The 25431-nt window shown below is 72.5% G+C and carries 17 protein-coding genes; 13 read left to right on the top strand and 4 right to left on the bottom strand.

Annotation, left to right across the window (positions count from 1 at the left end; translation table 11 throughout):
- The first annotated feature begins 91 nt into the window (after positions 1-91).
- The 7 genes from mca (at position 92) to purE (ending at position 8912) form a co-directional block, all read left to right on the top strand.
- The gene (mca, locus tag ACFQGL_RS09260) at positions 92-973 is read left to right on the top strand and encodes a mycothiol conjugate amidase Mca (protein WP_377508469.1); all 882 of its coding nucleotides are present in this window, start codon (positions 92-94) and stop codon (positions 971-973) included.
- Positions 974-1021: 48 nt separating this feature from the next.
- Positions 1022-1315 (top strand): hypothetical protein, encoded by a 294-nt coding sequence (locus tag ACFQGL_RS09255; RefSeq protein WP_377508466.1) that lies wholly within the window; start codon positions 1022-1024, stop codon positions 1313-1315.
- A 181-nt stretch (positions 1316-1496) separates the two neighbouring features.
- A complete protein-coding gene (locus ACFQGL_RS09250; RefSeq protein ID WP_377508463.1) occupies positions 1497-4028 on the top strand; it encodes a putative bifunctional diguanylate cyclase/phosphodiesterase in 2532 nt (843 codons plus the stop codon).
- 91 nt (positions 4029-4119) lie between these two features.
- Positions 4120-5031 (top strand): hypothetical protein, encoded by a 912-nt coding sequence (locus tag ACFQGL_RS09245; RefSeq protein WP_377508460.1) that lies wholly within the window; start codon positions 4120-4122, stop codon positions 5029-5031.
- A gap of 95 nt (positions 5032-5126) precedes the next feature.
- The gene (locus ACFQGL_RS09240; protein WP_377508457.1) at positions 5127-7163 is read left to right on the top strand and encodes a thioredoxin domain-containing protein; all 2037 of its coding nucleotides are present in this window, start codon (positions 5127-5129) and stop codon (positions 7161-7163) included.
- A gap of 85 nt (positions 7164-7248) precedes the next feature.
- A complete protein-coding gene (locus ACFQGL_RS09235) occupies positions 7249-8424 on the top strand; it encodes a 5-(carboxyamino)imidazole ribonucleotide synthase (RefSeq protein WP_377508454.1) in 1176 nt (391 codons plus the stop codon).
- A complete protein-coding gene (gene purE / locus ACFQGL_RS09230; RefSeq protein ID WP_377508451.1) occupies positions 8421-8912 on the top strand; it encodes a 5-(carboxyamino)imidazole ribonucleotide mutase in 492 nt (163 codons plus the stop codon). Before ACFQGL_RS09235 ends, purE begins: the two co-directional genes overlap by 4 nt.
- 9 nt (positions 8913-8921) lie before the next feature.
- Here the strand turns inward: purE and ACFQGL_RS09225 are convergent, their stop codons facing one another.
- Both ACFQGL_RS09225 and ACFQGL_RS09220 read right to left on the bottom strand, forming a co-directional pair.
- Positions 8922-13808 carry an SCO7613 C-terminal domain-containing membrane protein gene (locus ACFQGL_RS09225; protein WP_377508448.1) on the bottom strand — a complete coding sequence of 1629 codons (4887 nt, stop codon included), beginning with the start codon at positions 13806-13808 and terminating at the stop codon, positions 8922-8924.
- A 151-nt stretch (positions 13809-13959) separates the two neighbouring features.
- Positions 13960-15387 carry a UDP-glucose dehydrogenase family protein gene (locus ACFQGL_RS09220; RefSeq protein WP_377508445.1) on the bottom strand — a complete coding sequence of 476 codons (1428 nt, stop codon included), beginning with the start codon at positions 15385-15387 and terminating at the stop codon, positions 13960-13962.
- A gap of 251 nt (positions 15388-15638) precedes the next feature.
- Here ACFQGL_RS09220 and ACFQGL_RS09215 point away from each other — a divergent pair, with 251 nt between their 5' ends.
- The 3 genes from ACFQGL_RS09215 (at position 15639) to ACFQGL_RS09205 (ending at position 19593) form a co-directional block, all read left to right on the top strand.
- Positions 15639-16802 carry an acyl-CoA dehydrogenase family protein gene (locus ACFQGL_RS09215; RefSeq protein ID WP_377508442.1) on the top strand — a complete coding sequence of 388 codons (1164 nt, stop codon included), beginning with the start codon at positions 15639-15641 and terminating at the stop codon, positions 16800-16802.
- Positions 16803-17092: 290 nt separating this feature from the next.
- On the top strand, positions 17093-18694 hold the full coding sequence (locus ACFQGL_RS09210) for an alkaline phosphatase D family protein (protein ID WP_377508439.1): 1602 nt from the start codon (positions 17093-17095) through the stop codon (positions 18692-18694).
- An 11-nt stretch (positions 18695-18705) separates the two neighbouring features.
- Complete coding sequence (locus ACFQGL_RS09205; RefSeq protein ID WP_377508436.1) at positions 18706-19593, top strand: discoidin domain-containing protein; 888 nt, start codon at positions 18706-18708, stop codon at positions 19591-19593.
- 89 nt (positions 19594-19682) lie between these two features.
- On the opposite strand, the gene ACFQGL_RS09200 is transcribed toward ACFQGL_RS09205, so the two are convergent.
- Entirely contained in the window at positions 19683-20201 is a 519-nt protein-coding gene (locus ACFQGL_RS09200; protein ID WP_377508434.1) for a DUF4395 domain-containing protein, read from the bottom strand.
- Between the two features lie 266 nt (positions 20202-20467).
- Between ACFQGL_RS09200 and ACFQGL_RS09195 the strand changes: the two genes are divergently transcribed.
- The gene (locus tag ACFQGL_RS09195) at positions 20468-21763 is read left to right on the top strand and encodes a multidrug effflux MFS transporter (RefSeq protein WP_377508431.1); all 1296 of its coding nucleotides are present in this window, start codon (positions 20468-20470) and stop codon (positions 21761-21763) included.
- Between the two features lie 32 nt (positions 21764-21795).
- Here the strand turns inward: ACFQGL_RS09195 and ACFQGL_RS09190 are convergent, their stop codons facing one another.
- Positions 21796-22467 carry a hypothetical protein gene (locus ACFQGL_RS09190; RefSeq protein WP_377508429.1) on the bottom strand — a complete coding sequence of 224 codons (672 nt, stop codon included), beginning with the start codon at positions 22465-22467 and terminating at the stop codon, positions 21796-21798.
- A gap of 23 nt (positions 22468-22490) precedes the next feature.
- Here ACFQGL_RS09190 and ACFQGL_RS09185 point away from each other — a divergent pair, with 23 nt between their 5' ends.
- Entirely contained in the window at positions 22491-23009 is a 519-nt protein-coding gene (locus ACFQGL_RS09185; protein ID WP_377508426.1) for an acyl-CoA thioesterase, read from the top strand.
- 231 nt (positions 23010-23240) lie between these two features.
- Positions 23241-25238 carry an acetoacetate--CoA ligase gene (locus ACFQGL_RS09180; protein ID WP_377508423.1) on the top strand — a complete coding sequence of 666 codons (1998 nt, stop codon included), beginning with the start codon at positions 23241-23243 and terminating at the stop codon, positions 25236-25238.
- Positions 25239-25431 lie beyond the last annotated feature (193 nt).

Genomic DNA, 25431 nt, shown 5'->3' with positions numbered 1-25431 from the left:
GCCGACCGGCTACGGGGTGAGGGGATCCCGGCAGGTCAGCCGGTCGAGCCCGGTCGGGTCCACCGGCCGGCACAGACGAGGAGCGCCGACGTTGGCAGAGCAACTGCGTCTCATGGCCGTGCACGCGCACCCGGACGACGAGTCGAGCAAGGGCGCGGCGACCATGGCGAAATACGTCGCCCAGGGGGTCGACGTGCTGGTGGTGACGTGCACCGGCGGGGAGCGCGGCAGCGTGCTCAACCCCAAACTCGACCGCCCAGACGTGTGGGCCAACATCGCCGACATCCGGCGTGCCGAGATGGACGCCGCGCGGGCGATCCTCGGCATCGAGCAGGCCTGGCTCGGCTTCGTCGACTCCGGGCTGCCCGAGGGTGACCCGCTGCCGCCGCTGCCCGAGGGCTGCTTCGCCCTCCAGGACGTCGAGGTGGCCGCCGGCCCTCTGGTCCGCCTGATGCGCGAGTTCCGTCCGCACGTCGTGACGACGTACGACGAGGAGGGTGGCTACCCGCACCCCGACCACATCATGTGCCACAAGGTGAGCATGGCCGCCTTCGAAGCCGCCGGTGACCCCGAGCGCTACCCGGAGCTGGGCACCCCGTGGCAGCCGCTCAAGCTCTACTACGACATCGGCTTCTCCAAGGGCAAGATCATGGCCCTGCACGAGGGCATGCTGGCCGCCGGTAAGGAGTCGCCCTATGAGGAGTGGCTGCAGCGCTGGGAGGACCGTCCCGACAAGGGCCCCCGTATCACCACCAGGGTGAACTGCGCCGAATACTTCCCGGTCCGTGACGACGCGCTGCGCGCCCACGCCACCCAGGTCGACCCGGACGGCTTCTGGTTCCAGGTGCCGATGGAGCTTCAGCAGCGCGCCTGGCCGACCGAGGACTTCCAGCTGGCCCGTTCGGTGGTGGACAGCCCGCTGCCCGAGTCCGATCTCTTCGCGGGCGTGCGGGAGACGGCGCACGCGCGCTGATTCCGTACGGCGCTACGCTGGTCACCAACCGCACATCGGAGGAACGCCATGTTGACCGCTGCCCAGGTGCTCGCGGAGAACAACTTCGGGGACACCCGCACGGGTGGCCTGGCCGGGCCGATGGGCCTCTTCCTCATCCTGCTGCTGGCCACCGCCACCGTCCTGCTGATCCGCAACATGAACTCGCGGCTGCGCCGGCTGCCCGACCAGTTTCCGCAGCAGCCCCGGCCGACCGACCCCACCAGGGCCGACTCCGCAGTCGTCGATCCGACAGACGAGACCGGAGCGCGGGATTCATCCACGCCCGCTCCCAATGGGCACCAGCAGCACCGGAACGGGTAGTCCACGCATGATTCACGTCGAACCGGGTGGTCGCCCCCTGTTGCGGCCACCCGGTTTGGCTTAGCCTTCCGCCGGGGGGACCAAAAGTCCCCGAGCCGTGCGCGCGGAAGGGGCCGCCGATGACCGTCACAGCACCGGCCACCCGCCGTAGCGTCGGTCGGCCGGCTGACGGGCGAGGTCGATGACCTCCGGCCCGGTCGGCGACCCGTTCGACCGGCTCGGGGTGCGCGGCACGCCGGCCCGGGTGCTCGTGCTCACCGCCGCCGTGACGCTCACCGCCCTGGCCGCCGCCGCGGTCGGGTTGACCCTCCCGGCCAAGCTTCCTCCCGACGACCCGCTCGGCGGCCCCGCCCGTTTCGGCATCGCCGTCGCCGTCCTCGCCGTCGCCCAGCTCGCACGGCTGCGGTTCCGTTCCGCCGCCGGCATGGTCAGCATCACCTGGGGCGAGGCGGCACTGATCGTCTGCCTCTACCTGGCGCCCGCCGGCTGGCTGCCCTCGGCCACCCTGCTCGGCGCCGGGCTGGCCTGGACGGTGCTGTCGCTGCACACCGACCGCCGTCCGTTGCTGGAGATCGTCCGGATCGCCGCCTCGCTGGCCGCCGCGTCGGCACTGGCCGTGTCCGTGACCACCGCGCTCGGGCACCCGCTGCTCTCCCCGCCGACCCCGATGCTGGCGCTGGCCGTGATCGCCGGCTCGGTGACCTATCTGCTCGTGACCGCCTGGCTGGGCGGGGTGACGCTGGGCCTGCGGCACGGGGTGCCGATCGCGCCGCCGCTGCTCGCCGCGCTGCGCGGCAAGCTGCTGATGTTCGTGGGTAACGTGGCCGTGGGGCTGGTGGTGGTCGCGCTGCTGGAACTCGATCCGCGCTGGCTGCTGCTGCTTCCGCCGCTGCTCTGGCTGCTCCAGCAGACCTACCGCTACCGGCTACGTGCCGACCAGGAGCGGCGTACGTGGCGGGCCTTCGCCGAGGCCACTGCGGCTCTCAACCAGCTCGACGAGCGAGGCGTGGCGAGCGCGGCGGTGACCGGCGCGTTGGCGCTGTTCAACGCCGAGTTGGTCGACGTGGACGTGGCCCGCGCCGACGGCCGGTGGCACCGCTACCGGGGCGACGCCGGCGGCCAGCTCGTCGACCGGGAGCTGGGGCCGCCGGACCGGTCCGAGCCCGACGAGCACGAGCTGATCCGTCCGCTGTCGGTGGGTGCCGCGCCGGTCGGGCGCCTGCGCGTCCGGTTCCCCCGATCCGCACTGCCGGCCACCCGCGACCGCGACGCGGTGGCCGCGTTCGGCGACGCGCTCGCCGCCGCGCTGCACGACGCCGCGACCCATCGTGAGCTGCGGCTGGTCACCGCCCGGTCGTCGTACGAGGCGGTGCACGACCCACTCACCGGATTGGCCAACCGGGCGGCCATGCTCGGCAAGGGCGATCAGTCGCTGCGGCAGCTCGCCCACGACCACCCGGTGGCGCTGCTGCTGCTGGACATCAACCAGTTCAAGGAAGTCAACGACACCCTCGGGCACGCCGCCGGCGACCAGCTGCTGCGGCTGACCGCGAACCGGCTCAGCGCGCTGGCCCGCCCTGGCGACCTGCTCGGTCGACTCGGTGGCGACGAGTTCGCGCTGCTGCTCACCTCGGTGCCGGTGCGCGGCGACCGGGCCGCCCCGATGGCGCACGCGCTGCGCCAGGCCCGCGAGATCGCCGAACGACTGGCCGCGCCGACCGAGGTGGCCGGGGTGCGGATGTCCATCGAGGTCTCCGTCGGGGTGGTGGTGGCCGACGCCGGCACCGCCGACCTGACCGAACTGCTGCGCCGTGCCGACATCGCCATGTACCAGGCGAAGGAGGGCGGCGGCAGCGTCGCCGCGTACGACGGCACCCGGGACGCGGCCAGCACCGACCAGCTCGCCCTGCTGGCCGAGCTGCGCGAGGCGCTACAGGTCGACGACCAGCTGGTGCTGGCGTTGCAGCCCGCGGTCGACCTGGCCACCGGCGCGCCCACCGGGGTGGAGGCGCTGATCCGGTGGCGGCATCCCCGCCGCGGCTGGCTCGGCCCGGCGGACTTCATCCGCCCGGTGGAGAACAGCGAGCAGCTCGGCACCTTCACCCGGTACGTGCTGGACAAGGCGCTCGCCGTGGCTGCCAGCTGGGCTCGGGAGGGGTTGGACGTCCCGATCTCGGTCAACCTGTCGGCGCGCAGCCTGCTCGACCCCCGGCTGCCGGCGGAGATCGCCGACGCGCTGCGTCGGCACCAGGTCCCGCCACACCGCCTGGTTCTGGAGATCACCGAGACGGTGGTGATGAGCGAGCTGGAGGTCATCGACGAGGTGCTGGCCACGCTCCGGTCGATGGGTGTCCAGCTCGCGGTGGACGACTTCGGCACCGGCTTCTCCTCACTGACCTTCCTCACTCGGATCGCGGTGGACGAGCTCAAGGTGGACCGCTCGTTCGTGATCCGGATGGCCGAGTCGCCGGAGGCGGCGGCGATCGTGCGCACCACGGTGGGTCTCGCCCACGAGTTGGGGCTGCGCGTGGTGGCCGAGGGGGTGGAGACCGCCGAGCAGCGGATCGCCCTGGCCGAGCTGGGCTGCACCTCCGCGCAGGGCTACCACTTCTTCAAACCGATGCCGGCAGACAAGATCGGCGCGGTGCTCGGGTCGCTGCGCGACTCGGCGGAGTCGAACGTCTTCCGGCTCCGCGCCGACGGCGCCTCCTGACCGCCGACCGGTCCCGGACGGGGCAGTCAACCGGCCGCCGAGCCTCTACAGTCGATCGAGCTGCGCAGATGCATCGATCTGTGGAGCCGCCATGTCCACCTGCCGAAGGGACAACATGCGACTCTCCGGGAAACGGCCCATCCTCGCGCTGGCACTCGCGCTGGGCGTCGCGGCGTTCGGCGTCCTCGCCGTCGCCGTACCCGCGCAGGCCAAGGCTCCCCAGTCCGGCTCGCTGGCGGTCACCGGTGATCTGGACGACCCGGTCACCGAGGGCGTGAGCAAGTCGTTCACCACGGCGGCCGGGGACGGCTTCGACGTCTGGGGTACGGCCAACCAGCTCAACGTCCAGGTCTTCGACCTGCCCGCCGGCCCCTGGCGGATCACCCTGAGCGCACCGGTGGGCCAACCGCTGGCCGTGGGCACCTACACCGGTGCCACCGGGTACACCTACGAGAGCCCGCTGCCGGGGATCTCCCTCAGCGGCAACGACCGTTACTGCTCGGACGGGCAGACCGGCTCGTTCACCGTCACCGACATCTCCTGGGGCCCGTACGGCTATCTGGAGCGGTTCGACGCCACGTTCGAGCAGCGCTGCAACTACCACACGGGGTCGGCCCGGGGTGAGGTGCACGTCGCCAACCCGCCGGCGCCGCCGGTGCTCGCCGTCGGCGTGCAGGTGGCCAGCTCGGGCACGATCGACACCGGAACCGACGAGGTGACGCTGCACGGCACGGTGACCTGCACCGCACCGGCCACGGTCTACGTGGATGCTTCGATCACCCAGACGTGGCATGGGCAGAGCGCCGAGGGCCTCGTCCGGGCAGAGGTGGCGTGCACTCCGGGTGCGCCCCTCGCGTGGACGTCGAGTTCACCCTCGTTCACGTCCAACCCGTTCCGTCGGGGTGCCGCCCAGGTGTCCGCCACCGCCACCTCCTACGACACGACGTACGACATCTTCGTCGTCGACGACGATGACGCCGTGGTCCGGCTGAAGAAGGGCTGACCGCGAGTCTGGCCCGGGCCCCACGTGGCCCGGGCCGGGCGGCTCGTCCGGGCGGAGCCCGCGCGGCCCGCCTCGGGGCTGGCTATGGTCGTCGGGTGAACCGACTCGCCGATGCCACCAGTCCGTACCTCCTCCAGCACGCCGACAACCCGGTCGACTGGTGGCCCTGGTGCGACGAGGCGTTCGCCGAGGCGAAGCGGCGGGACGTCCCGGTGCTCATCTCGGTCGGCTATGCCGCCTGCCACTGGTGTCACGTGATGGCGCACGAGTCGTTCGAGAACGAGCAGGTCGGCGCACAGCTGAACGCCGACTTCGTGTCGATCAAGGTGGATCGTGAGGAACGCCCGGACGTCGACGCGGTCTACATGACCGCCACCCAGGCGATGACCGGTCAGGGCGGCTGGCCGATGACCGTCTTCGCCACCCCGGACGGCACCCCGTTCTTCTGCGGCACCTACTTCCCGCGCGCCAACTTCGTCCGACTGCTCCAATCGGTGACCAGCGCCTGGCGGGACCAGCGCGAGGAGGTGCTGCGCCAGGGCGCCGCGGTGGTCGATGCGATCGGCGGCGCCCAGGCCGTGGGCGGGCCCACCGCGCCGCTGGACGCCCCGCTGCTCGACGCCGCGGCCGCCAGCCTGGCCAGCGGGTACGACGCGACGAACGGCGGCTTCGGTGGCGCCCCGAAGTTCCCGCCACACATGAACCTGCTCTTCCTGCTGCGCCACCACCAACGCACCGGTGACCCCCGCAGCCTGGAGATCGCCCGGCACACCGCCGAGGCGATGGCCCGCGGCGGCATCTACGACCAACTCGCCGGTGGCTTCGCCCGGTACTCGGTGGACGCGCACTGGACGGTGCCGCACTTCGAGAAGATGCTCTACGACAACGCGCTGCTGCTCCGGGTCTACACGCAGCTCTGGCGGCTGACCGGCGACGCGCTGGCCCGCCGGATCGCCCGGGACACCGCCCGGTTCCTCGCCGACGAGCTGCACCGGCCGGGGGAGGGCTTCGCCTCCGCGCTGGACGCCGACACCGACGGGGTGGAGGGGCTCACCTACGCCTGGACCCCCGCCCAACTGGTCGAGGTGCTGGGCGAGGACGACGGCCGGTTCGCCGCCGACCTGTTCGCCGTGACCGAAGAAGGCAGTTTCGACCACGGCACGAGCGTGCTCCGCCTCGCCCGGGACGTCGACGACGTGGCTCCCGAGGTTCGGGCCCGCTGGCAGCAGGTCGTCGGACGGCTGCTCGCGGCCCGGGACACCCGTCCCCAGCCGGCCCGCGACGACAAGGTGGTGGCGGCCTGGAACGGCCTCGCGATCACCGCCATCGCCGAGTTCCAGCAGGTCGCCGCGCTGTACGCGTCGCCGCAGGACGAGGACGCCAACCTGATGGAGGGCGTCACCATCGTCGCCGACGGCGCGATGCGGGACACCGCCGAGCATCTGGCCACCGTGCACCTGGTGGACGGCCGGTTGCGCCGGGTCTCCCGGGACGGCAAGGTCGGCGAGCCGGCCGGTGTGCTGGAGGACTACGGCTGTGTGGCCGAGGCGTTCTGCGCGCTGCACCAGCTCACCGGCGAGGGCCGCTGGCTCACCCTGGCCGGTGGGCTGCTGGACACCGCGCTGGAGCACTTCGCCGCGCCCGGCGGGGCCTTCTACGACACCGCCGACGACGCGGAGCGGCTGGTCGCCCGGCCGGCCGACCCGACCGACAACGCCACCCCGTCGGGTCGGTCGGCGCTGATCGCCGCGCTGGTGGCGTACACGGCGCTGACCGGGGAGACGCGCTATCGGGAGGTCGCCGAGGTGGCGCTCGGCACGGTCGCGCCGATCGTCGGGCAGCGCGCCCGTTTCGCCGGGTACGCGGCCACGGTCGGCGAGGCGCTGCTCTCCGGCCCGTACGAGATCGCCGTGGTGACCGACGACCCGGTCGGTGACCCGCTGGTGGCGGCGGCCCGCCGGCACGCCCCGCCCGGTGCCGTGGTGGTCGCCGGGCTCCCGGACCAGCCCGGGGTGCCGCTGCTCGCGGACCGGCCGCTGGTCGACGGCGGGTCCGCCGCGTACGTCTGTCAGGGGTTCGTCTGTCAGCGGCCGGTCACCTCGGTCGAGGATCTGGTCGCCCAGCTCGGCTGAGCGTCCACGCCGGGCGGTGGGCCGACGCCGCGAGCGCCGGCCCACCGGCTGGCCGTGCCGATCGCCCGGATAGGCTGGCCAGGCTATGGATTCCCGTACCGGTCTTCCCGTTGTCGGCATGGTGGGCGGCGGCCAGCTGGCCCGGATGACCCACCAGGCCGCGATCGCCCTCGGCCAGTCACTGCACGTGCTCGCGGTCGCCCCGGACGACGGTGCGGCGCTCGTCGCCGCCGACGTCCAGTACGGCGACCACACCGATCTGGCCGCGCTGCGCACCTTCGCCAAGGGCTGCGACGTGGTCACCTTCGACCACGAGCACGTGCCCACCGAGCACATCCGCACGCTGGCGGCGGAAGGGGTGACCCTCTACCCGCCGGCGGACGCGCTGCTGCACGCCCAGGACAAGCAGGTCATGCGGGAACGCCTGGCCGAGCTGGGCGCCCCCAACCCGACGTGGCGGCCGGTCAGCGAGCCGGCCGACCTGGTCGGCTTCGGCGAGCAGGTCGGCTGGCCGGTGGTGCTCAAGGCGGCCCGGGGCGGCTACGACGGCCGGGGAGTCTGGATGGTCGACGACGCCGTCCAGGCGACCGAGTTGGCACGGACGCTGCTCGCCGGTGGCACCCGGCTGATCGTCGAGGAGCGGGTGCCGCTGCGCCGGGAGTTGGCCGTCCAGGTGGCCCGCTCGCCGTTCGGCCAGGTGGCCGCGTACCCGGTGGTCGAGACCGTGCAGCAGGACGGCATCAACGTGGAGGTGCTGGCTCCGGCGCCCGGCCTGGACGAGGAGCTGGCGGTCGCCGCGCAGCAGCTCGCCATCGACCTGGCCACCGCGCTCGGCGTGGTTGGCCTGCTCGCGGTGGAGCTGTTCGAGGTACGCGACAAGGCCGGCCGACCGGCGATCGTCGTCAACGAGCTGGCGATGCGTCCGCACAACTCCGGGCACTGGACCATCGAGGGGGCCCGGACCTCCCAGTTCGAGCAGCACCTGCGGGCGGTGCTGGACTACCCGATGGGCGACACCGGGCTGGCGGCGCCGGTCGTGGTGATGGCGAACGTCCTGGGCGGTGAGCCGGGCGGGATCTCGATCGACGAACGGCTGCACCACCTCTTCGCCGCCGAGCCGGGGGCCAAGGTGCACCTCTACGGCAAGCAGGTGCGACCCGGCCGCAAGATCGGGCACGTCACGGTTCTCGGTGACGACCTGGACGACCTACGGGCGCGGGCCGCGCGGGCCGCGCGTTGGCTGCGAGAGGGGCACGAGTGACCACCGTCGGGCTGATCATGGGCAGCGATTCGGACTGGCCGACGATGCGAGCGGCGGCCGAGGTGCTCGACGAGTTCGACGTGTCGTACGAGGTCCGGGTGATCTCGGCACACCGGACGCCGGTCGCGATGATCGACTACGGTCGGGACGCCGTGGGTCGGGGCCTCAAGGTGATCATCGCTGGTGCCGGTGGGGCTGCCGCGCTGCCGGGCATGGTCGCCTCGGTGACGCCGCTGCCGGTGATCGGCGTGCCGGTGCCGCTGAAGCACCTCGACGGTATGGACTCGCTGCTGTCCATCGTGCAGATGCCCGCCGGGATCCCGGTGGCCACCGTGTCGATCGGCAACGCCCGCAATGCCGGCCTGCTCGCCGTACGGATCCTCGGCGCGTCCGACGAGACCCTGCGTACCCGGATGGCGACCTTCCAGCAGGACCTGGAACAGCTGATCGTCACCAAGGACGCCGCCCTCCAGGCGACCCTCAGCTGACCCTTTCGTTCATCTCATGCCGCGTAGGGCGGTCTGGAGGCGTTCCTGGGCGCGGCGACGGCGTTCGTTGCTGGCGCCGAGCACCAGCAGCAGAATGCCGACCGGGATCAGCGCCAGCCACGGACCGAGGCTGAACAGCGCGTGAATCGCGGCGATCGCGGTCACCGACGCACCGACGATCACCGGTGCCTGCTGCCGGCTCGACGAGCCGAACACCAGCACCGCCACCGCGCCGAGCAGCAGCAGCATCTGCCGCAGGGTGCTGGACTCGGTGGCCAGCACGATCGCCAGAGTGGGCACGAACGCGGCCACCAGCGCCGGCCCGTACGCCACCCAACTGCTCAGGTCCGGTCGGTGCCGCAGCTCCAGCACCCCGACCAGCAGAGCAAGCGCGGCGAACGGCAGCGTGTATGCCTCGGGCAGCGCGACGTCGGCGACCCGCATCAGGATCCACCAGGCGGTGATCTCGCATACCACCACCGACCAGAAGAGGATCCGGCGCTCCACCGGCCGGCGACCGGGTCGGGTGGCCGCCACCCCGAGGACCGCGCCCCAGGCGGCCAACAGGGCGGCGATGTGTCGGGGCGAGTCGAAGGCGAGGGCCAGCGCGATCAGCGCCGCCGCGTACCCGGTCCACTGCACGGTGGCGGCCTCGCGCTGCGCCTCCGGGCGGCGTAGCCGGGGCAGGGTCGCGGCGAACACCTGTAGGGCCGCCCCGACGGCGAGCACCCCGAACGCGGACCAGACCGCGGCCAGCCCGGCGACCAGGCCGGCGGTGAGCACGAAGAGCTGGGCCATCAGCGAGGCGAAGAGCCAGCCGAGGATGCGGGCCCGCTGGGTGGTGCCGAACAGGGCTGCCACCGCGCCCACACCGACCGCGCCGCCGAGGGTGAACAGGGTCAGCTCCCGGGTGGCCAGGCTGCCGGCGAGCCCGGCGCCGCCAGCGGCCAGGCCGATGACGAACACCAGCACCCGGGCCAGCCGCAGCGAACGGGCCGGCTCGGCCAGCGGCGGCGGTGGGGTCAACGCGAGGCCGAGCATCGAGATGGTGAAGACGGAGAGCGCGGCCAGGGCGCTCGCCGGCCAGCCGCTGCCCAGCGCGATGGGCGTGATCAGCAGCGTGACGGCCGCGCCGGGCAGCACCACCGGTACGGCACGGGACCGTCGACCGCCGCTGAACCCGGTCGCCGCCAACGCCGCCGTCGCGGTGAGCAGCAGCGCGGTCAGCACGTGGGTCGGATCGACCACGTCGGGTGGCGGGTTGAGCAGTTCCGGCGGTGGTCCCTGCCAGATGCGGGTCAGCGTGCGGTGTGGGTCGACCAGGGCGGCGAACAGCGTGGGAGCGATCGACACGAGTGCCAGGGCGGTCGGCAGGGCCGCCGCGGCCAGCGCACCGGCGGCCGGGTCGATCCGCCATCGCCGGCGCTCCGGGTCGTCGGGCAACCGTCGCAGGGCGCCGTTGAGCAGTACGGCCCACCGCCGGACCGGTTGAGCCGAGCCGGCCGGTGGCACCGTGGCCGCCCGGATCAACTCGGCCAGTACGCCGAGCAGCCCGGCGGCGGCCGCGTAGACACCGGCGGCGAGGCCGGTGGGGATGGCGGCGAGCGCACTGATGCTGGCCCCGCCGACCACGGCCACGCTGACCCAGGGCAGGTACTGCGGCACCTGCCGACGGACCGCGGCCACCGCCGCGAGGCCGAGACTGGACGCGGCCAGCGCGGCGGTCAGCACCACCTGCGCCGAGTGGCCGAACTCGGCGGCCAACGCCGCCACGGCGCCGGGGAGTGCCAGCAGGGCGGCACCGGCGGCGGCACCACCGATCTGCACCAGGTGCGGTGGCATCCCCTCGGTCTCGATGTCGGTCACCTGTGGACCGGCCAGTACGCGCGCCAGCATGGCCACCACCACGCCGATCAACGCGATGCTGCCCAACGCGAGCGCGGTGGTCCACGGTCGGACCAGCCCGGCACCGGCCGCGTGCAGCGCGACGACCCCGGCCACGGTGGCTCGGGACAGCCCGGCCCGTGCCTCCTCGGTGGCGACGGCGGCCATTCCGAAGACGGTGGCGACCATGCCGCCGACCAGGACCGGCGACCACCAGGGCAGGTCGAACGCCGCCGGCGCGCCGATCGTGGCGAGCACCACCGCCACGCCGGACACGTCCCACCGCCAGGGTGGCGGGAGCAGGATGCCGGCGGCGACCGCCAGCAGCGCCAACGCGACCGGAGCCTGCCAGGTGTCGCCCCCGGTGGGCGCGGCCGGCCAGCCGGACAGGTCGCCGGCCCAGATCGGCCCGGGCGTCGCCAACACGCCGAGCCCGCCGCGCAGCGCCGTCCAGCCGGCGAGTACACCGATCAGCAGGCCGCCGACGGCGATACCGAGGATCGGCCCACGCCGCCACTCCTCGGGCATCGCGCGGGCGCCCACGGCGACCACCAGCACCAAGCCGGCGGCCACCGCCAACTGCCCGCCCGGGGTGAGTACCGCGGCGATCCGGACCAGCGTGGCGATCAGGGCGGTGGTCACCGCGGCGGCGGCGAGGTCCGAGCCGTCCAGGGTGAGATCTGAGCGGCGTCCGGCGTCGATCGACGGTGCCAGGAAGAGCAGCACCGCGGCGACCAGCAACAGCGCGCCCACCCAGGCGTCGGCGACGGTCGCACCGGGCGCGCCGAAGGCGGCGGCGGTGACCACCAGCGCGCCCAGCCCGGTGCCGATCGACAGCGGCGCTGGGATGCGCCGTTGGGAGACCTGCACCACGGCCGCGTAGCCGAGGGTCACGCAGACCGCGAGGAAGCTCGCCGCCAGCACCGGGACGGTCACCTCGCGCAGGCTGGCCGGGGTGGGGGTCGGGTCGGTCGGCGCGGTCGCGGCCACGAACGCGGCCACCGCGCCGGGCAGGGCGAACGCGGCGCCTCCGGCGGCCCAGGCGGTGACGGTGTCGGCGGCGGACGAGGCGATCCGGATCCGGGACGCCAGCGCGACCAGCGTGCCGGCCGCGACGAGGGTGAGCAGGACGGCGGCGGTGAGCGCCGGTCTGGCGAGACTGGCCCCCGCGCCGAAGAGGCCCACCACGGCGGCCCCGACGGCGTGTGCCAGCGCGGCCCGGCTGGTCCGCGCGGAGAGGCCGATCACCCCGATGCCGACGGCGGTGAGCACCATCGGCCAGGGTGCCGTCGCCCAGCCGAGAGCGAACGAGGCCGGTACGGCGAGCGCGGTCAGTGCCGCCCCGGCGACCGCGAACTCCCGGCGGATCTCCGGCGGCAGGGCCAGCATCGCGGCGATGGTGAGCAGGAACGCGGCGGCGGCGAGCTGCCAGGCGGTGGGACCGACGGCGGCGGCCAGTTCGCCCGGGTACCGGTCGAGGTCGGCGGCCCAGGCGGGCAGCGCGGCCCGGACCGGGGCCACGCCGGCGCGCAGCGCGCCCCCGGCGACCACCAGGCCGCTGACGGTGAGCGCGATGGCCGAGGCGATCTGCGGCCCGCGTCGGGCGTTCTCGGGGACCGCGCGGACCGCCAGCCCGGTCACCGTGATGACGGCCGCGATCAGCAGCAACGCGCGGCCGGGAAGGGCCACCGAAGCGATCCGGCCGAGGGCGCCGATCACGGCCAGCGTGAGGATGCCGGCGGCGACGTCGGGCAGCGGCGGGCGGCGCAGGACCAGCGCGCCGGCCAGCCCGACCGCGGCGGCCAGCAGCAGCACCAACCCGGCGCCGGTCGCCACCGGCACGGTCTCGGCCCGGAGCAGGGCGGTGACCGCGTACGCCAGGGCGACGGCGACCGCCATCCCGTGCAGCAGCCAGATCAGCTCCCGCAGCCCGGGCACCGGATGGGTCGGCTGGGTCTCGGTGCCACCCGCGCCGCCGTCGATCAGCTCGGCGGCCTCCTCCGGGTCGGCCTCGGGTCGGCTCTCGGTGCTGCGCTGGCGGGGCGTCGACGGCGTGCCCGGGGCCGGTAGCTCCTGCGGGACGGGCCGCTCCACCGTCACCGGGGAGCGGGCCAACCAGAGGTCGAGGAGGGCGACCAGGGTCAGCACCAGGGCCCAACCGCCCGGCCCGGTGATCCGGTCGTACGCCAACAGGGGCAGCACCGGTTGTGCGGCGAGCACGGTGGCGAACCGGGGTGCGCGAAGGCCCGTCCAACTCGCGTACCCGAAAGCGACGGCGGCGGTGACCGCGAAGATCACCCCGGCGAAGACCGTGCCGGAGGCGCCGCCGCCGAACGGGTCAACCGCCCAGAGGGCGTACCCGGCGAGCGGCACCAGGAGCAGGCCGACCGCGGAGATCGTCTCGGCGGTCGAGGTGAGCCCGCGCCGCACCAGCACCGCCGGGGCGATCAGCATCAGCACGGTGGCGAGGAGCAGGATGCCGAGCCGGGCCAGCGCGTCCATCGAGCTGGTCGCCACCGCGGCGAAGACCACCGCGGCCACCCCGAGCAGCAGCGCGCCCAGCCCGAGCGGGATGTTCTGCACCTCCCGGGAGGACGCCTCCGGCGGGTGTGCCGGGTCGTCCGCGTCCAGCCAGGACGGCGGCGGCGGGTCCTGTGGCGGGGGCGGCGGTGCGCCCTGACGGGGCACCCGGGGCGGCGGGGCACCGGGTGCGGCGGTCGGTGGGCGGCGGCCGGGACGGCGGCGCAGCACCCGACGTGGCCGGGTCGCCTGCTTGAGTCGTTCCTCGCTGGCGTGCGCGAGGATGTCCCGCTGGAACAGCGCGGCCTGCATCTTGGCGGCGATCTGCCGCTGTTCGCTGGCGATGGCGGCGTCGCGCGCCTTCATCTCCGCGATCGAGCGCTCGACCTCGGCCAGGTGTTCGACCCACTGCGGCTGGTCAGCCCCGCAGTGCGGGCAGCGGACGGCCGGCTTGATCTCCCGGCCGCACGAGGAGCATTGAAAGGTCGCCACGACACCCCTCCACCCGCACTGTGGACTCCCACTGTCGCAGCATGCACAAAGCTGGCGCGGATTTCGACTCTTGTCGGCGGGTCCGGGGCAAACAAAGCCACCGGCCGGCCACGGAGGGGTACTCCGCGACCGGCCGGTGGGGTTGGATCCGTCAGGGGCGGCCCATGCCCCGGTACTCCCAGCCGGCCTGGGTCCACAGTGTCGAGTCCAGGCAGTTGCGGCCGTCGACCACCTTGCGACCGGCGACCAGCTCACCCAGGACGACCGGGTCGGCGTTGCGGAAGTCGGCCCACTCGGTGAGGACGCAGACCAGGTCGGCGCCGGTGACCGCCTCGTTGATGCCGGGCTCGTAGGTCAGCTCGGGCACCGCACGGCGGGCGTTCTCGGTGCCCTGCGGGTCGTACACGTGCACGTCGGCGCCGGCCTTCTGCAGCAGCGCGGCGACGGCGAGCGCCGGGGCGTCGCGGACGTCGTCGGTGTTGGGCTTGAAGGTGGCGCCCAGCACGGCGATCCGGGTGCCGGAGAAGTCCGGGCCGGCCGGGCCGGAGCGGCGGCCGAGCAGGTCCGCGGCGAGCTGGAGCACCCGGGTCCGGCGGCGCAGGTTGATCAGGTCGACCTCGTGCAGGAAGCGCAGCGCCTCACCGGCACCCAGTTCCTGGGCCCGGGCCTGGAACGCCCGGATGTCCTTGGGCAGGCAGGCGCCGCCGAAGCCGAGGCCGGCCTGGAGGAACCGGTTGCCGATCCGCGGGTCGTAGCCGATCGCCCGGGCCAGCTGCGTCACGTCGCCGCCGGAGGCCTCGCACACCTCGGCCATCGCGTTGATGAAGGAGATCTTGGTGGCCAGGAAGGCGTTCGCGGCGACCTTGACCAGCTCGGCGGTGGCGAAGTCGGTGACCACCAGGGGCACCTCGCGGTCCTCGGTGGCGGCCAGGTCGAAGACGCCCTTGTGCGCGGCGTAGAGCATGCCGTTGGCCCACTCGCTCTTCACGCCGACCACGATCCGGTTGGGGCGCAGCACGTCGTCGACGGCGAAGCCCTCCTGGAGGAACTCGGGGCTCCACGCCACCTCGACGCCCAGGTCGGTCTGGGTGTGCTTGCCGACGAGCTGCTCCACCCACTCGGCGGTGCCCACCGGCACGGTGGACTTGCCGACGATCAGCGCCTTGCGGGTCAGGTGCTGAGCGAGGCTGGTCACCGACGCCTCGACGTACGACAGGTCGGCGCCCATTCCGCCGGCCCGCTGGGGGGTGCCGACGCAGATGAAGTGCACGTCGCCGAAGTCGGCGGTCTCGGCGATGTCGGTGCTGAACCGCAGCCGGCCGGCGGCCAGGTTGCGCTTGAGCAGCTCGTCCAGGCCGGGCTCGTGGATCGGCACCTCACCGGCGTTGAGCATCGCGATCTTGTCGGCATCGACGTCGAACCCGAGGACGTCGTACCCGAGTTCGGCGTAGCAGATGGCGTACGTCGCGCCGAGGTAGCCGGTCCCCAGGAAGGTCACCCGGGGCCGAGGCGCGCCACTGGGCGGGGTCACCGCGGCGATGGCGGGTGTCGGCTGGATGGTGGGGTAGGGGATCGTCACGCCTGTCTTCTCCGCTCGCACTGGCGGCGCTCCATCGCGTCGCATTTTGCTGCGGCGCCTGGCCGGGCACCGGAGGGGTGGCTCAACTGTCTGTGTTCCATCATCGCCCAGCGTCGTGGGTGCTCCGTCATGCCTGTACCTACGCGCCGGTAACATCACCTGAACTGCAGTCGCTAGTCTTCAGTCTGCGCGGTCGGCGGTCAGGAGACGCCACAGACTGCGCATGATAGCGGTGAAGGGGAGGGGCCGACATGGCCGCAGGCGAGTCGTTCGACGTCTACCGGTTGCCCGAGGAGCACGAGGCGATCCGGGCGGCGGTCCGTGAGGTCTGCGCGGCGAAGGTGGCCCCGCACGCCGCCGAGGCCGACGAGACCGGGGAGTTCCCAAAGGCGTCCTACGACGCACTGCGGGCGGCCGACTTCCACGCACCGCACATCCCCGAGGAGTACGGCGGCGCGGGCGCGGATGCGCTGGCCACCGCCATTGTGATCGAGGAGGTTGCCCGCGCCTGCGCGTCCTCCTCACTGATCCCGGCGGTGAACAAACTCGGCACCATGCCGCTGCTTCTGTCCGGTTCGGCGGAGCTCAAGCGCCGCTACCTGACGCCGGTCGCGGCCGGCGACGCGATGTTCTCGTACTGCCTCTCCGAGCCCGAGGCGGGCAGCGACGCGGCGTCGATGACCACCCGGGCGGTGCGTGACGGGGATCACTGGGTGCTCAACGGTGTGAAGCGCTGGATCACCAACGCCGGCGTCTCGGACTACTACACCGTCTTCGCGGTCACCGACCCGTCCGCCCGTTCCCGGGGCATCTCGGCCTTCGTGGTCGAGAAGTCCGATGCCGGGGTCAGCTTCGGGGCTCCGGAGAAGAAGCTCGGCATCAAGGGCTCGCCCACCCGCGAGGTCTACCTGGACAACGTGCGGATCCCGGCGGACCGGATCATCGGCGCGGAGGGCACCGGCTTCGCCACGGCGATGCGCACCCTGGACCACACCCGGGTCACCATCGCCGCGCAGGCCGTCGGGATCGCGCAGGGCGCGCTCGACTACGCCAAGGGGTACGTGGCCGAGCGCCGGCAGTTCGGCAAGGCGGTCGCGGAGTTCCAGGGCGTCCAGTTCATGCTCGCCGACATGGGCATGAAGCTGGAGGCGGCCCGGCAGCTCACGTACGCCGCCGCTGGCAAGTCCGAGCGCGGCGACGCGGACCTGACCTACTTCGGGGCGGCGGCCAAGTGCTTCGCGTCCGACGCGGCCATGGAGATCACCACCGATGCGGTGCAGCTGCTCGGCGGCTACGGCTACACCCGGGACTACCCGGTCGAGCGGATGATGCGCGACGCCAAGATCACCCAGATCTACGAGGGTACGAACCAGGTCCAGCGAATCGTCATGGCCCGGCAGCTCCTGCAGGGCTGATCGCAGGCTGTTTACCCGGCTCGGGCGTGACCGCGTCCTGAGTCGGGTGGAAAACCGTTGCGGGCGCCAGGGAGGTCTTCCCTGGCGCCCGTTCGCGTGCGGGTCGGCGTCGGATGACCAAGATCACGCTAGCGGCGCCGTGACCTGGCATTGCTCGGCCGTTGTCGGGTGGATGTCGGGACGAGTCCACACCATGCTCAGCGCCTCGCCACCCGAGGGTCATCTGGCTACCAATTAATGATCAACGTTTGCAGGACGAATCGTGCCCCTTTCGAGAGGAGCCCCTGCGCGTGATCGCAGAGGAAGACCCCAGACCAGCCGCCCGTCTGGCGCGGCGGCGGTTCCTGACCGTCACCGGTGCCGCGACGGCGCTCGCCTTCGCCACCAACCTGCCCAACGGGTCGAGCGCCACCGCGGCCACCGCGACCCTGCCCGACGACCCGTTCACCCTCGGCATCGCGTCCGGCGACCCGTTGCCCGAGGCAGTGGTGATCTGGACCCGGTTGGCGCCGCGACCGTACGAGCCGTTGGGCGGTATGCCGTACCACGCGGTCGAGGTGGAGTGGCAGGTCGCGAGCGACGAGCGCTTCCGGCGCATCGTGCGCTCCGGCAAGGCGACCGCGCGGCCGGAGTACAGCTACAGCGTGCACGTGGACGTCCGCGGGCTCCAGCCGAGCCGGCGCTACTGGTACCGCTTCAAGGTCGGCCGGTACATCAGCCCGGTCGGCCGTACCCGGACCACTCCGGCGCCCGGCCAGCGGGTCGACCAGCTCACCTTCGCCGTCGCCTCCTGCCAGTCCTTCCCGGACGGCTACTACACCGCGCACCAGCACATCGCCGCCGAGGACGTCGACGCCGTCCTGTTCCTCGGCGACTACATCTACGAGTACGGCGTCTCCACCTCGGGCGGCCTGCGTAACCTCGAACAGCCGGTGCCGAACCAGTTCCGTACCGAGGCCGACACGCTCGACCGCTACCGCCTCCAGTACGCGCTGTACAAGTCCGACCCCGACCTGCGCGCCGCGCACCAGTCGGCGCCGTGGATCCCCACCTGGGACGACCACGAGGTGCAGGACAACTACGCGGGCCTGATCTCCAAGAGCAACGCCCCGGTCGAGGACTTCCTGGTCCGGCGGGCCAGTGCCTACCGGGCCTACTGGGAGCACATGCCGCTGCGCTCACCGGCCCCGCGCGGACCGAACTACATGCTCTACCGCCGGTTCACCTTCGGTCGGCTGGCCGAACTGAACGTGCTCGACACCCGCCAGTACCGCGCCGACCAGGCATCGAGCGACGGCTGGAAGGTCGACTCCGAGGAGCGGCGTGATCCCGCCCGCGCCTTCGCCGGCGCGCAGCAGCAGCGGTGGCTGCTGGACGGCGTACGCACCTCGCACGCGACCTGGAACCTGCTGGCCAACCAGGTGATCATGAGCCGGATGGACCAGGACCCGACGGCCGGGGACCTGTACAACATGGATGCCTGGGACGGCTACGCGGCCGAGCAGAAGGTCACCCTCGACGGGCTCGCCATGCTGCGGGGACGCAACCCGGTCGTGCTCACCGGTGACGTGCACGCCGCGTACGCGCTGGACATGAAGAGGGACTTCGCCGACCCCACCTCGCAGACGTACGGCGTGGAGTTGGTGGCGACGTCGATCAGCAGCGGCGGCAACGGCAGCGAGGTCTCCGCGACCGGGCAGAAGTTCCTGGACAGCAACCCGCACCTGAAGCTCGTCAACGAGCGGCGGGGCTACCTCAGGGTCAAGCTCACCGAGCGCGAGCTGCGGGCCGACTACCGGGCGGTGCCGTACGTCGACCGGCCCGACGCCCCGGTCGCGACGATCAGTTCGTTCGCCGTCGAAGCCGGCAACCCCGGCCTGAACCCGGTATGAGGAAAAGAGTCATGACACGTACTCTCTGGCGCCGGATCGTCGGCCTGTCCCGTGGCCGCAAGGCCGCTGTCGCCGGTGCGGTCCTCGCCCTGGTGGCGATCGGCGGCACGGCCCCCGCGGTCGCCAACCGCCCCGACCCGACGCGGCTGAGCCTCGCCGCCGACGTCAACCTGGTCCAGGTCAACCCGATCCCCTGCGCCAACCAGGGGTTCCAGCTCCAGTTCGGCAACACCGGACGCGCGGACGTGTACGCCGACGCGTTCCTCGAGGTGAGCGCACCGCTGCAACTGTCCAGGAACCTGGTCTCCAGTTACCTGCCGGCCGGCTACACGCTCAAGGTGCCGATCACGGTCACCGCACCCCGGGACACCCCGCCCGGCCGGTACGCGGTCACCGTCCGGTCCGGCGAACGCCGGCTCTCGGTGCCGGTGGAGGTCGTCCCGGGGCCGGTCGACACGACCGGAAACCTGGCGCGGTACGTGCCGGTGACGGCATCCTCGGAGAACCTGCCGCTGTATCCGGCGTGTGGCGCCGTGGACGGCGACCGCGACTCGAACCACTGGGCGACCACGACCGGTTGGAACGACGCCAACAAGGGCAGCTTCCCCGACTGGCTCCAGGTGACCTTCGACCGGCCGGAGACGGTCGGCCGGGTCGACCTCTACACGCTCGACTCCACCAAGTACCCGGCCGCCCGGTACGGCCTGCGTGACTGGGACGTACAGGTGCGGGTCGGCGAGAGCTGGCAGACCGTCGCCCAGGTACGCGGCAACGTGGCCGGTCTGGTCAGCTCGACCTTCACGCCGGTGACCGCGACCGCGTTCCGGATCCTCACGCTGGCCAGCAACGAGACCGCCGGCTACTCGCGGGTGGTGGAACTCGAGGCGTACGCCTCCTGACAACGGGCACGGCGACACGTCGCCGTATGCCAGGTCCGGGCCGAGGCGACTCGGTCCGGACCCGGCGTCTCAGGGGCGTCGCCCGGGGCTCAGCGGGCGCGCGGCTGCACCGGCCGCGCGGCGGGCGCGCGGTTCCAGATGTCGTTGCACTCGGCGCAGACGGCCTCGGGCACCAGTCTGAGCCGCATGAGCCAACCAAAGATCGTGCAGCCCACGCAGAAGGCGAACACCGACTCCAGGGTGGCCGCCACGACCACCGCGCCCAGGACGACGTACGCCGCGCCGTGCTGACCGAAACCCAGTGCCAGCACGCTGGCGGTGACGGTCAGTGCGGCTCCGATGCCCTGGGCGAACCGCTTGGGCGCACCGGGAACGAGCTTCTCCCGTACCGGCAGCCGGGGCGTGATCACCCGAGTGGCGAGTAGGCCGAGTGGACTGAGCTTCGGACCGGTGAGCACCCGCGCGACGAACCCGTACGCGATGACGGCGGTGAGCCACGGTTGGTCCAGCGCGATCGACGCGACGGACAGGATCACCACCCCGCCGGCGACGAGACGGGCCGACACCTCGTTCACCGGGTTCGGGAAGCTGAACAGCGACTTGGTCATGGATCCACTCCCTCGACCGTCCGAGCATACCCGCTATTTCCGATAGCTTTAGTAGTCTTATCGTCTCGTCGATGCGTCTGCGACGCACGTGAGTCGCCACACACTGCCTCGTCGTACGGCTCCACCACGGTCCTGAGAAGGGAGAATCACAGAGCCCGATCGTCCGGCCGCCACTGGGCGGCCCGCCACCACCACTCACCTCGTCCCACTCGCTGCCCAACGTCGGGCACGTCTGACGACGTACGGCCACCCGCAGAGAGACCGAGATGATGAAGCAGTTGGTGGACAAGACCGAGCGCGAGTCCGTGACGGTGTCCGAGGAGGTCCTGCCCGGTGACCTGATGACCGGTCGTCAGCGTGCCCAGCTCGTCCTCGTGCTCGGCGCGCTGATCGCGGTCGGGCCGCTGACCATCGACATGTACCTGCCGGCGTTGCCCGCCATCACGACAGGTCTGCAGACCACCGAGACCGCGGTGCAGTTGACGCTGACCGGCACGCTGGTCGGTCTCGCGCTGGGTCAGTTGCTGGTCGGGCCGCTCTCCGACGTGCTCGGCCGGCGCCTGCCGCTGCTGGCCGGGTTGGCCGTGCACGTGGTGGCGTCCGTGCTCTGCGTGCTGGCGCCCAGCATCGCCGTGCTCGGCGCGCTGCGCGTACTCCAGGGGCTCGGGGTGGCCGCCGCCACCGTGGTCGCCACCGCCGTGGTGCGCGACCTGTTCAGCGGCGCCGCCTTCGCCCGGATCTTCTCCCGGCTGATGCTGGTCATGGGGCTGGCGCCGATCCTCGCGCCGACCCTGGGCAGTGGCCTGCTGCGGTGGACCGAGTGGCGGGGCGTCTTCGCGGCGTTGGCGGTGCTGGGCGCACTGCTGATCGCCGTCGCCGCGTTCCGGTTGCCGGAGACCCTTCCGGTGGCCCGCCGTCGGCGCGGCGGGGTCGGTGCCACCCTGCGCGACTACCGGGGGCTGCTCAACGACCGGGCCTTCGTCGGACTGGTGCTGGTCGCCGGGCTGGCCATGGCCGCCCTGTTCGCGTACGTCTCCGGGTCGTCGTTCGTGCTGCAGAAGCAGTACGGCCTCGACGAGCAGCAGTTCGGCCTGGCCTTCGGTGCCGGCTCGGTCGGCCTGATCGGCGCCACCCAGTTCAACGTCCGGCTGCTGCGCCGGTACACCCCGCAGCAGATCCTGCGCGGCGCCCTGATCGCCGGGACCGTCGCCGGGCTGCTGCTGGTCATGTTCGCGGCGACCGGTATCGGTGGCCTGGGCACCCTGCTGGCGTCGCTGTGGCTGGTACTGGCCGCGGCGGGCCTCGCGCTGCCGAACGCGCCGGCGCTGGCCATGACCCGGCACAGCGAGGCCGCCGGGACCGCCGCGGCGCTACTCGGCGCCGTGCAGTTCGGTGTCGGCGCGCTGTCGGCACCCCTGGTGGGGCTGCTCGGCACGGGGAGCGTACCGATGGCGATCGTGATCGCTGGCGGCATGGCCGCCGCGCTGGCGGTCATGCTCCTCGTCGTGCCTCGCGCCGCCCTCGGCACCGTCGACGCGGAGCTGGCCGTCGCCCTGCACTAGGGGGCGGGCCGGTCACCCGGCCCGCCCGACGATCAGCGGATCTCGGTGGTGTCCTCACCGCGCGGCTGGCCGCGCGGCGGCGCCGACCACGGCGACTCGCCACCCACCCGGCGGGGCAGCGGCTCGGTCGGCGTCGGATCTGCCGGGTAACCCAGAGTGAGCGGAGCGGTGTCGCGCTCCGCGGGCTCGGCCGGCGGCCAGTCGGTGAGCGTGAAGTTGTCGCCACGGGGGGTGTCCGCCGGTGCCGGCACTGGCTCGGTGACCGGCTCGGTCGCCGGACGCGGCCACTGCCGCCAGCGCTGCCCGCTGAACGTCGCCATCAGCAGCAGCAGGCCGATCAGGAAGAGCGTGCCGTTCTCCACCGGCAGCCGCAGCGGCAGCGGATCGCCGAACACCTTCCATTCCTGCGGGATGGCATCCCGCACCTCGAACGGCGCCACGAACATCCCGACGTACGGGGTGACCAGCAGCAGCCCGGCCACCAGCGGGCCCAGCGGCGAGACACGCAGTGTGGCGACCAGGCCCAGCAGGACACCGCCGACACCGAGGTACACGGCCGGCTCGATCAGGTTGGCCGTGTTGAAGGTGCCGATCTCCACCCAGCGGTCGACCGTCCGGCTCGACCCGTCCTGCCCCAGTGTGACCAGCGCCCACGTGATGGGTGCCACCACCAGCCCGGCGAGGAAGCTCCAGAGATGTCGCATCCGCGCACCGTACCGTTTCCAGCATGACCGAGCACCCCTCCGCCGCACCAACCGGCAAGCCGACGTCGTACTCCAGGGTCACGCTGAGTAAGATCATGACCGCCGTCGACGTGAACCTGTACGGCACCGTGCACGGTGGCGTCCTGATGAAGTTCGTGGATGACGTGGCGGGAGCCGCCGCCGCGCGGCACAGTGGCGGCACCGCGGTGACCGCGGCGATCGACGAGATCGTCTTCTCGGAGGCCGTCCGGGTCGGTGATCTGGTGCACGCCCACGCCCAGGTCAACTGGACCGGGCAGACCTCGATGGAGGTGGGCGTCCGGGTGGTCGCGGAACGGTGGGACTCGGCCGAGGACGCGCCCGTCCGGGTGGCCACCGCGTACCTGGTCTTCGTCGGGGTCGACGTCGGCGGTGCGCCACGGACGGTCCGCCCGGTGCTGCCGGAGACGGCCGAGGACGAGCGCCGCTACAAGGAGGCCGAGATCCGCCGCGCGCACCGGCTCGCCCGCCGCCGCGCCATCCAGGCGCATCGCGCAGGCTGAGATGTAAGGAAGGGCACCTTATTAACGCCTGGCGTTGTACAAGGTGCCCCTATTAACACCCGGCGTTAACAAGGTGCCCTTCCTTCGTCCCACATGGGTGGGCGGGTTGGAGTGTGGGGTGGGCACGCGTCGGTGGTCGTAACCGGTGCGCAGAATGGCGCTTCGAGGTAGGGCAAGATGGCGCCACGGCCCATGCACAGTGCCGTGCCGGGCCAGGGGGAGGGTGGAGCAGTGGGTGACGTGCTGTGGACGCCGCCAGCGGACGTACGCGAGCGGTCCCGGATCGGCGGCTACCTGCGCTGGCTGCGCGAGCACCGTGGGCTGGACTTCGCGGACTACGACGCGCTGTGGCGGTGGTCGACCACCGACCTGGACGGGTTCTGGCGCTCGATCTGGGACCACTTCGAGGTGGTGGCCCACACCCCGCCGACCGCGACCCTGGCCGAGCGGGCCATGCCGGGGGCGCGCTGGTTCCCCGGCGCCACGCTCAACTACGCGGAGAACGTCCTGCGGATGCCGGGGCGCGCCGACGACGACCCGGTGGTGATCGCGCACGGACAGACCCGTGCGCCGGTCACGCTGACCGCCGGGCAGTTGCGCGATGAGGTCCGTCGGGTGGCCGCCGGGCTGCGCCGGCTGGGCGTCACCGCCGGCGACCGGGTGGCGGCGTACGCCCCGAACATCCCTGAGACGTACGTCCTGCTGCTGGCCACGGCCAGCCTGGGAGCGATCTTCACCTCCTGCGCGCCCGAGTTCGGCACCCGCAGCGTCACTGACCGTTGGCAGCAGATCGAGCCGACCGTGCTGGTCGCCGTGGACGGCTACCGGTACGGCGACAAGCCGGTGGACCGCGCTGCCGAGGTCGCCGCCATTCGCGCCGCCCTGCCGTCGGTGCGGCACACGGTCAGCATCGGTTACCTGGACACGACGGGCTCCCCGCCGGCAGGCGCGTTGGAGTGGGCCGAGCTGGCAGAGCCCACCGACGAGCCGCTGACGTTCACGCCGGTGCCGTTCGACCACCCGCTGTACGTGCTCTACTCCTCGGGCACCACGGGCCTGCCCAAGCCGATCGTGCACGGCCACGGCGGCATCCTGCTGGAACACCTGAAGATGCTCGCCCTGCACCACGACCTGGGCCCCGCCGACCGGTTCTTCTGGTTCACCACCACCGGTTGGATGATGTGGAACTTCCTGGTCTCCGGGCCGGCGGTGGGTGCGGCCATCGTGCTCTTCGACGGCAACCCAGGGGTCCGGGCCGAGCCCGGCCGGCCGGCCGAGCCCGACCTGAGCGGGCTGTGGCGGTTGGCGGCGGAGACCGGCACCACCTACTTCGGTACCTCGGCGCCGTTCCTGCTGGCCTGCCGCAAGGCAGGGCTGGTGCCCCGGGACGTCGCCGACCTGTCCGCGCTGCGCGGCCTGGGCTCCACCGGTGCGCCGCTGCCCGCCGAGGGCTTCACCTGGGTGTACGAAACCGTCGGCGACCACCTCCAGCTCCAGTCGCTCTCCGGCGGTACCGACGTCTGCACCGGCTTCGTCGGCGGGGTGCCACTACTACCGGTGTACGCCGGTGAGATCGCCTGCCGGGCGTTGGGCGCCAAGGTGGAGGCCCGGTCCGCCGACGGCACGCCGGTGATCGGCGAGCTGGGTGAGTTGGTGATCACCGAGCCGATGCCGAGCATGCCGGTGGGCTTCTGGAACGACCCGGACGGCACCCGCTATCGGGAGGCCTACTTCGACGTCTACCCGGGTGTCTGGCGGCACGGCGACTGGATCACCATCAACGCCCGGGGTGGCTGCGTGATCACCGGCCGCTCGGACGCCACCCTCAACCGAGGTGGGGTACGGCTGGGCACCGCCGAGTTCTACTCCGTGGTCGAGGGACTGGACGAGGTGGTCGACTCGGTCGTCGTACACCTGGAGGACGACGAGGGCGGCGCTGGTGAGTTGTTGCTGTTCGTGGTGCTCGCCGAGGGCTTGAAGCTGGACGACCCGCTGCGCGGAAAGATCAGCCGTGAGCTGCGTACCGCCCTGTCACCCCGGCACATACCCGACGAGATCCACCAGGTACGCGCGGTGCCCCGCACCCTCTCGGCGAAGAAGCTGGAGGTGCCGGTCAAGAAGATCCTCACCGGCACTCCGATCGACCAGGCCGCTGCCAAGGGCGCCCTAGCCAACCCCGAGTCCCTAACGGCCTTCGCCACCTACGCCAAGTCCCGCCCCCACGCGTAACCCGCGCCCCGCTGCGTCCGCCCCCGCCCCGCTGCGCCCGCGCCCCGGCCGCGCCGCGCCCGCGCCCCGCTGCGCCCGCCCCGCCGCGTCGATCTAGGGAAAATCAGCGCTGATTGATCTCAATCCACGACGATTTGCCCTAGATCGACGGGGTGCGGTGCGGGGCGGCGCGGCGCGGGGCGCGGGGCGGGCG

This window comes from Micromonospora vulcania (genome assembly GCF_042658605.1).
GTDB classification, from domain to species: Bacteria; Actinomycetota; Actinomycetes; order Mycobacteriales; family Micromonosporaceae; genus Micromonospora; species Micromonospora vulcania.
This window is presented reverse-complemented; position numbering and strand designations above follow the sequence as displayed.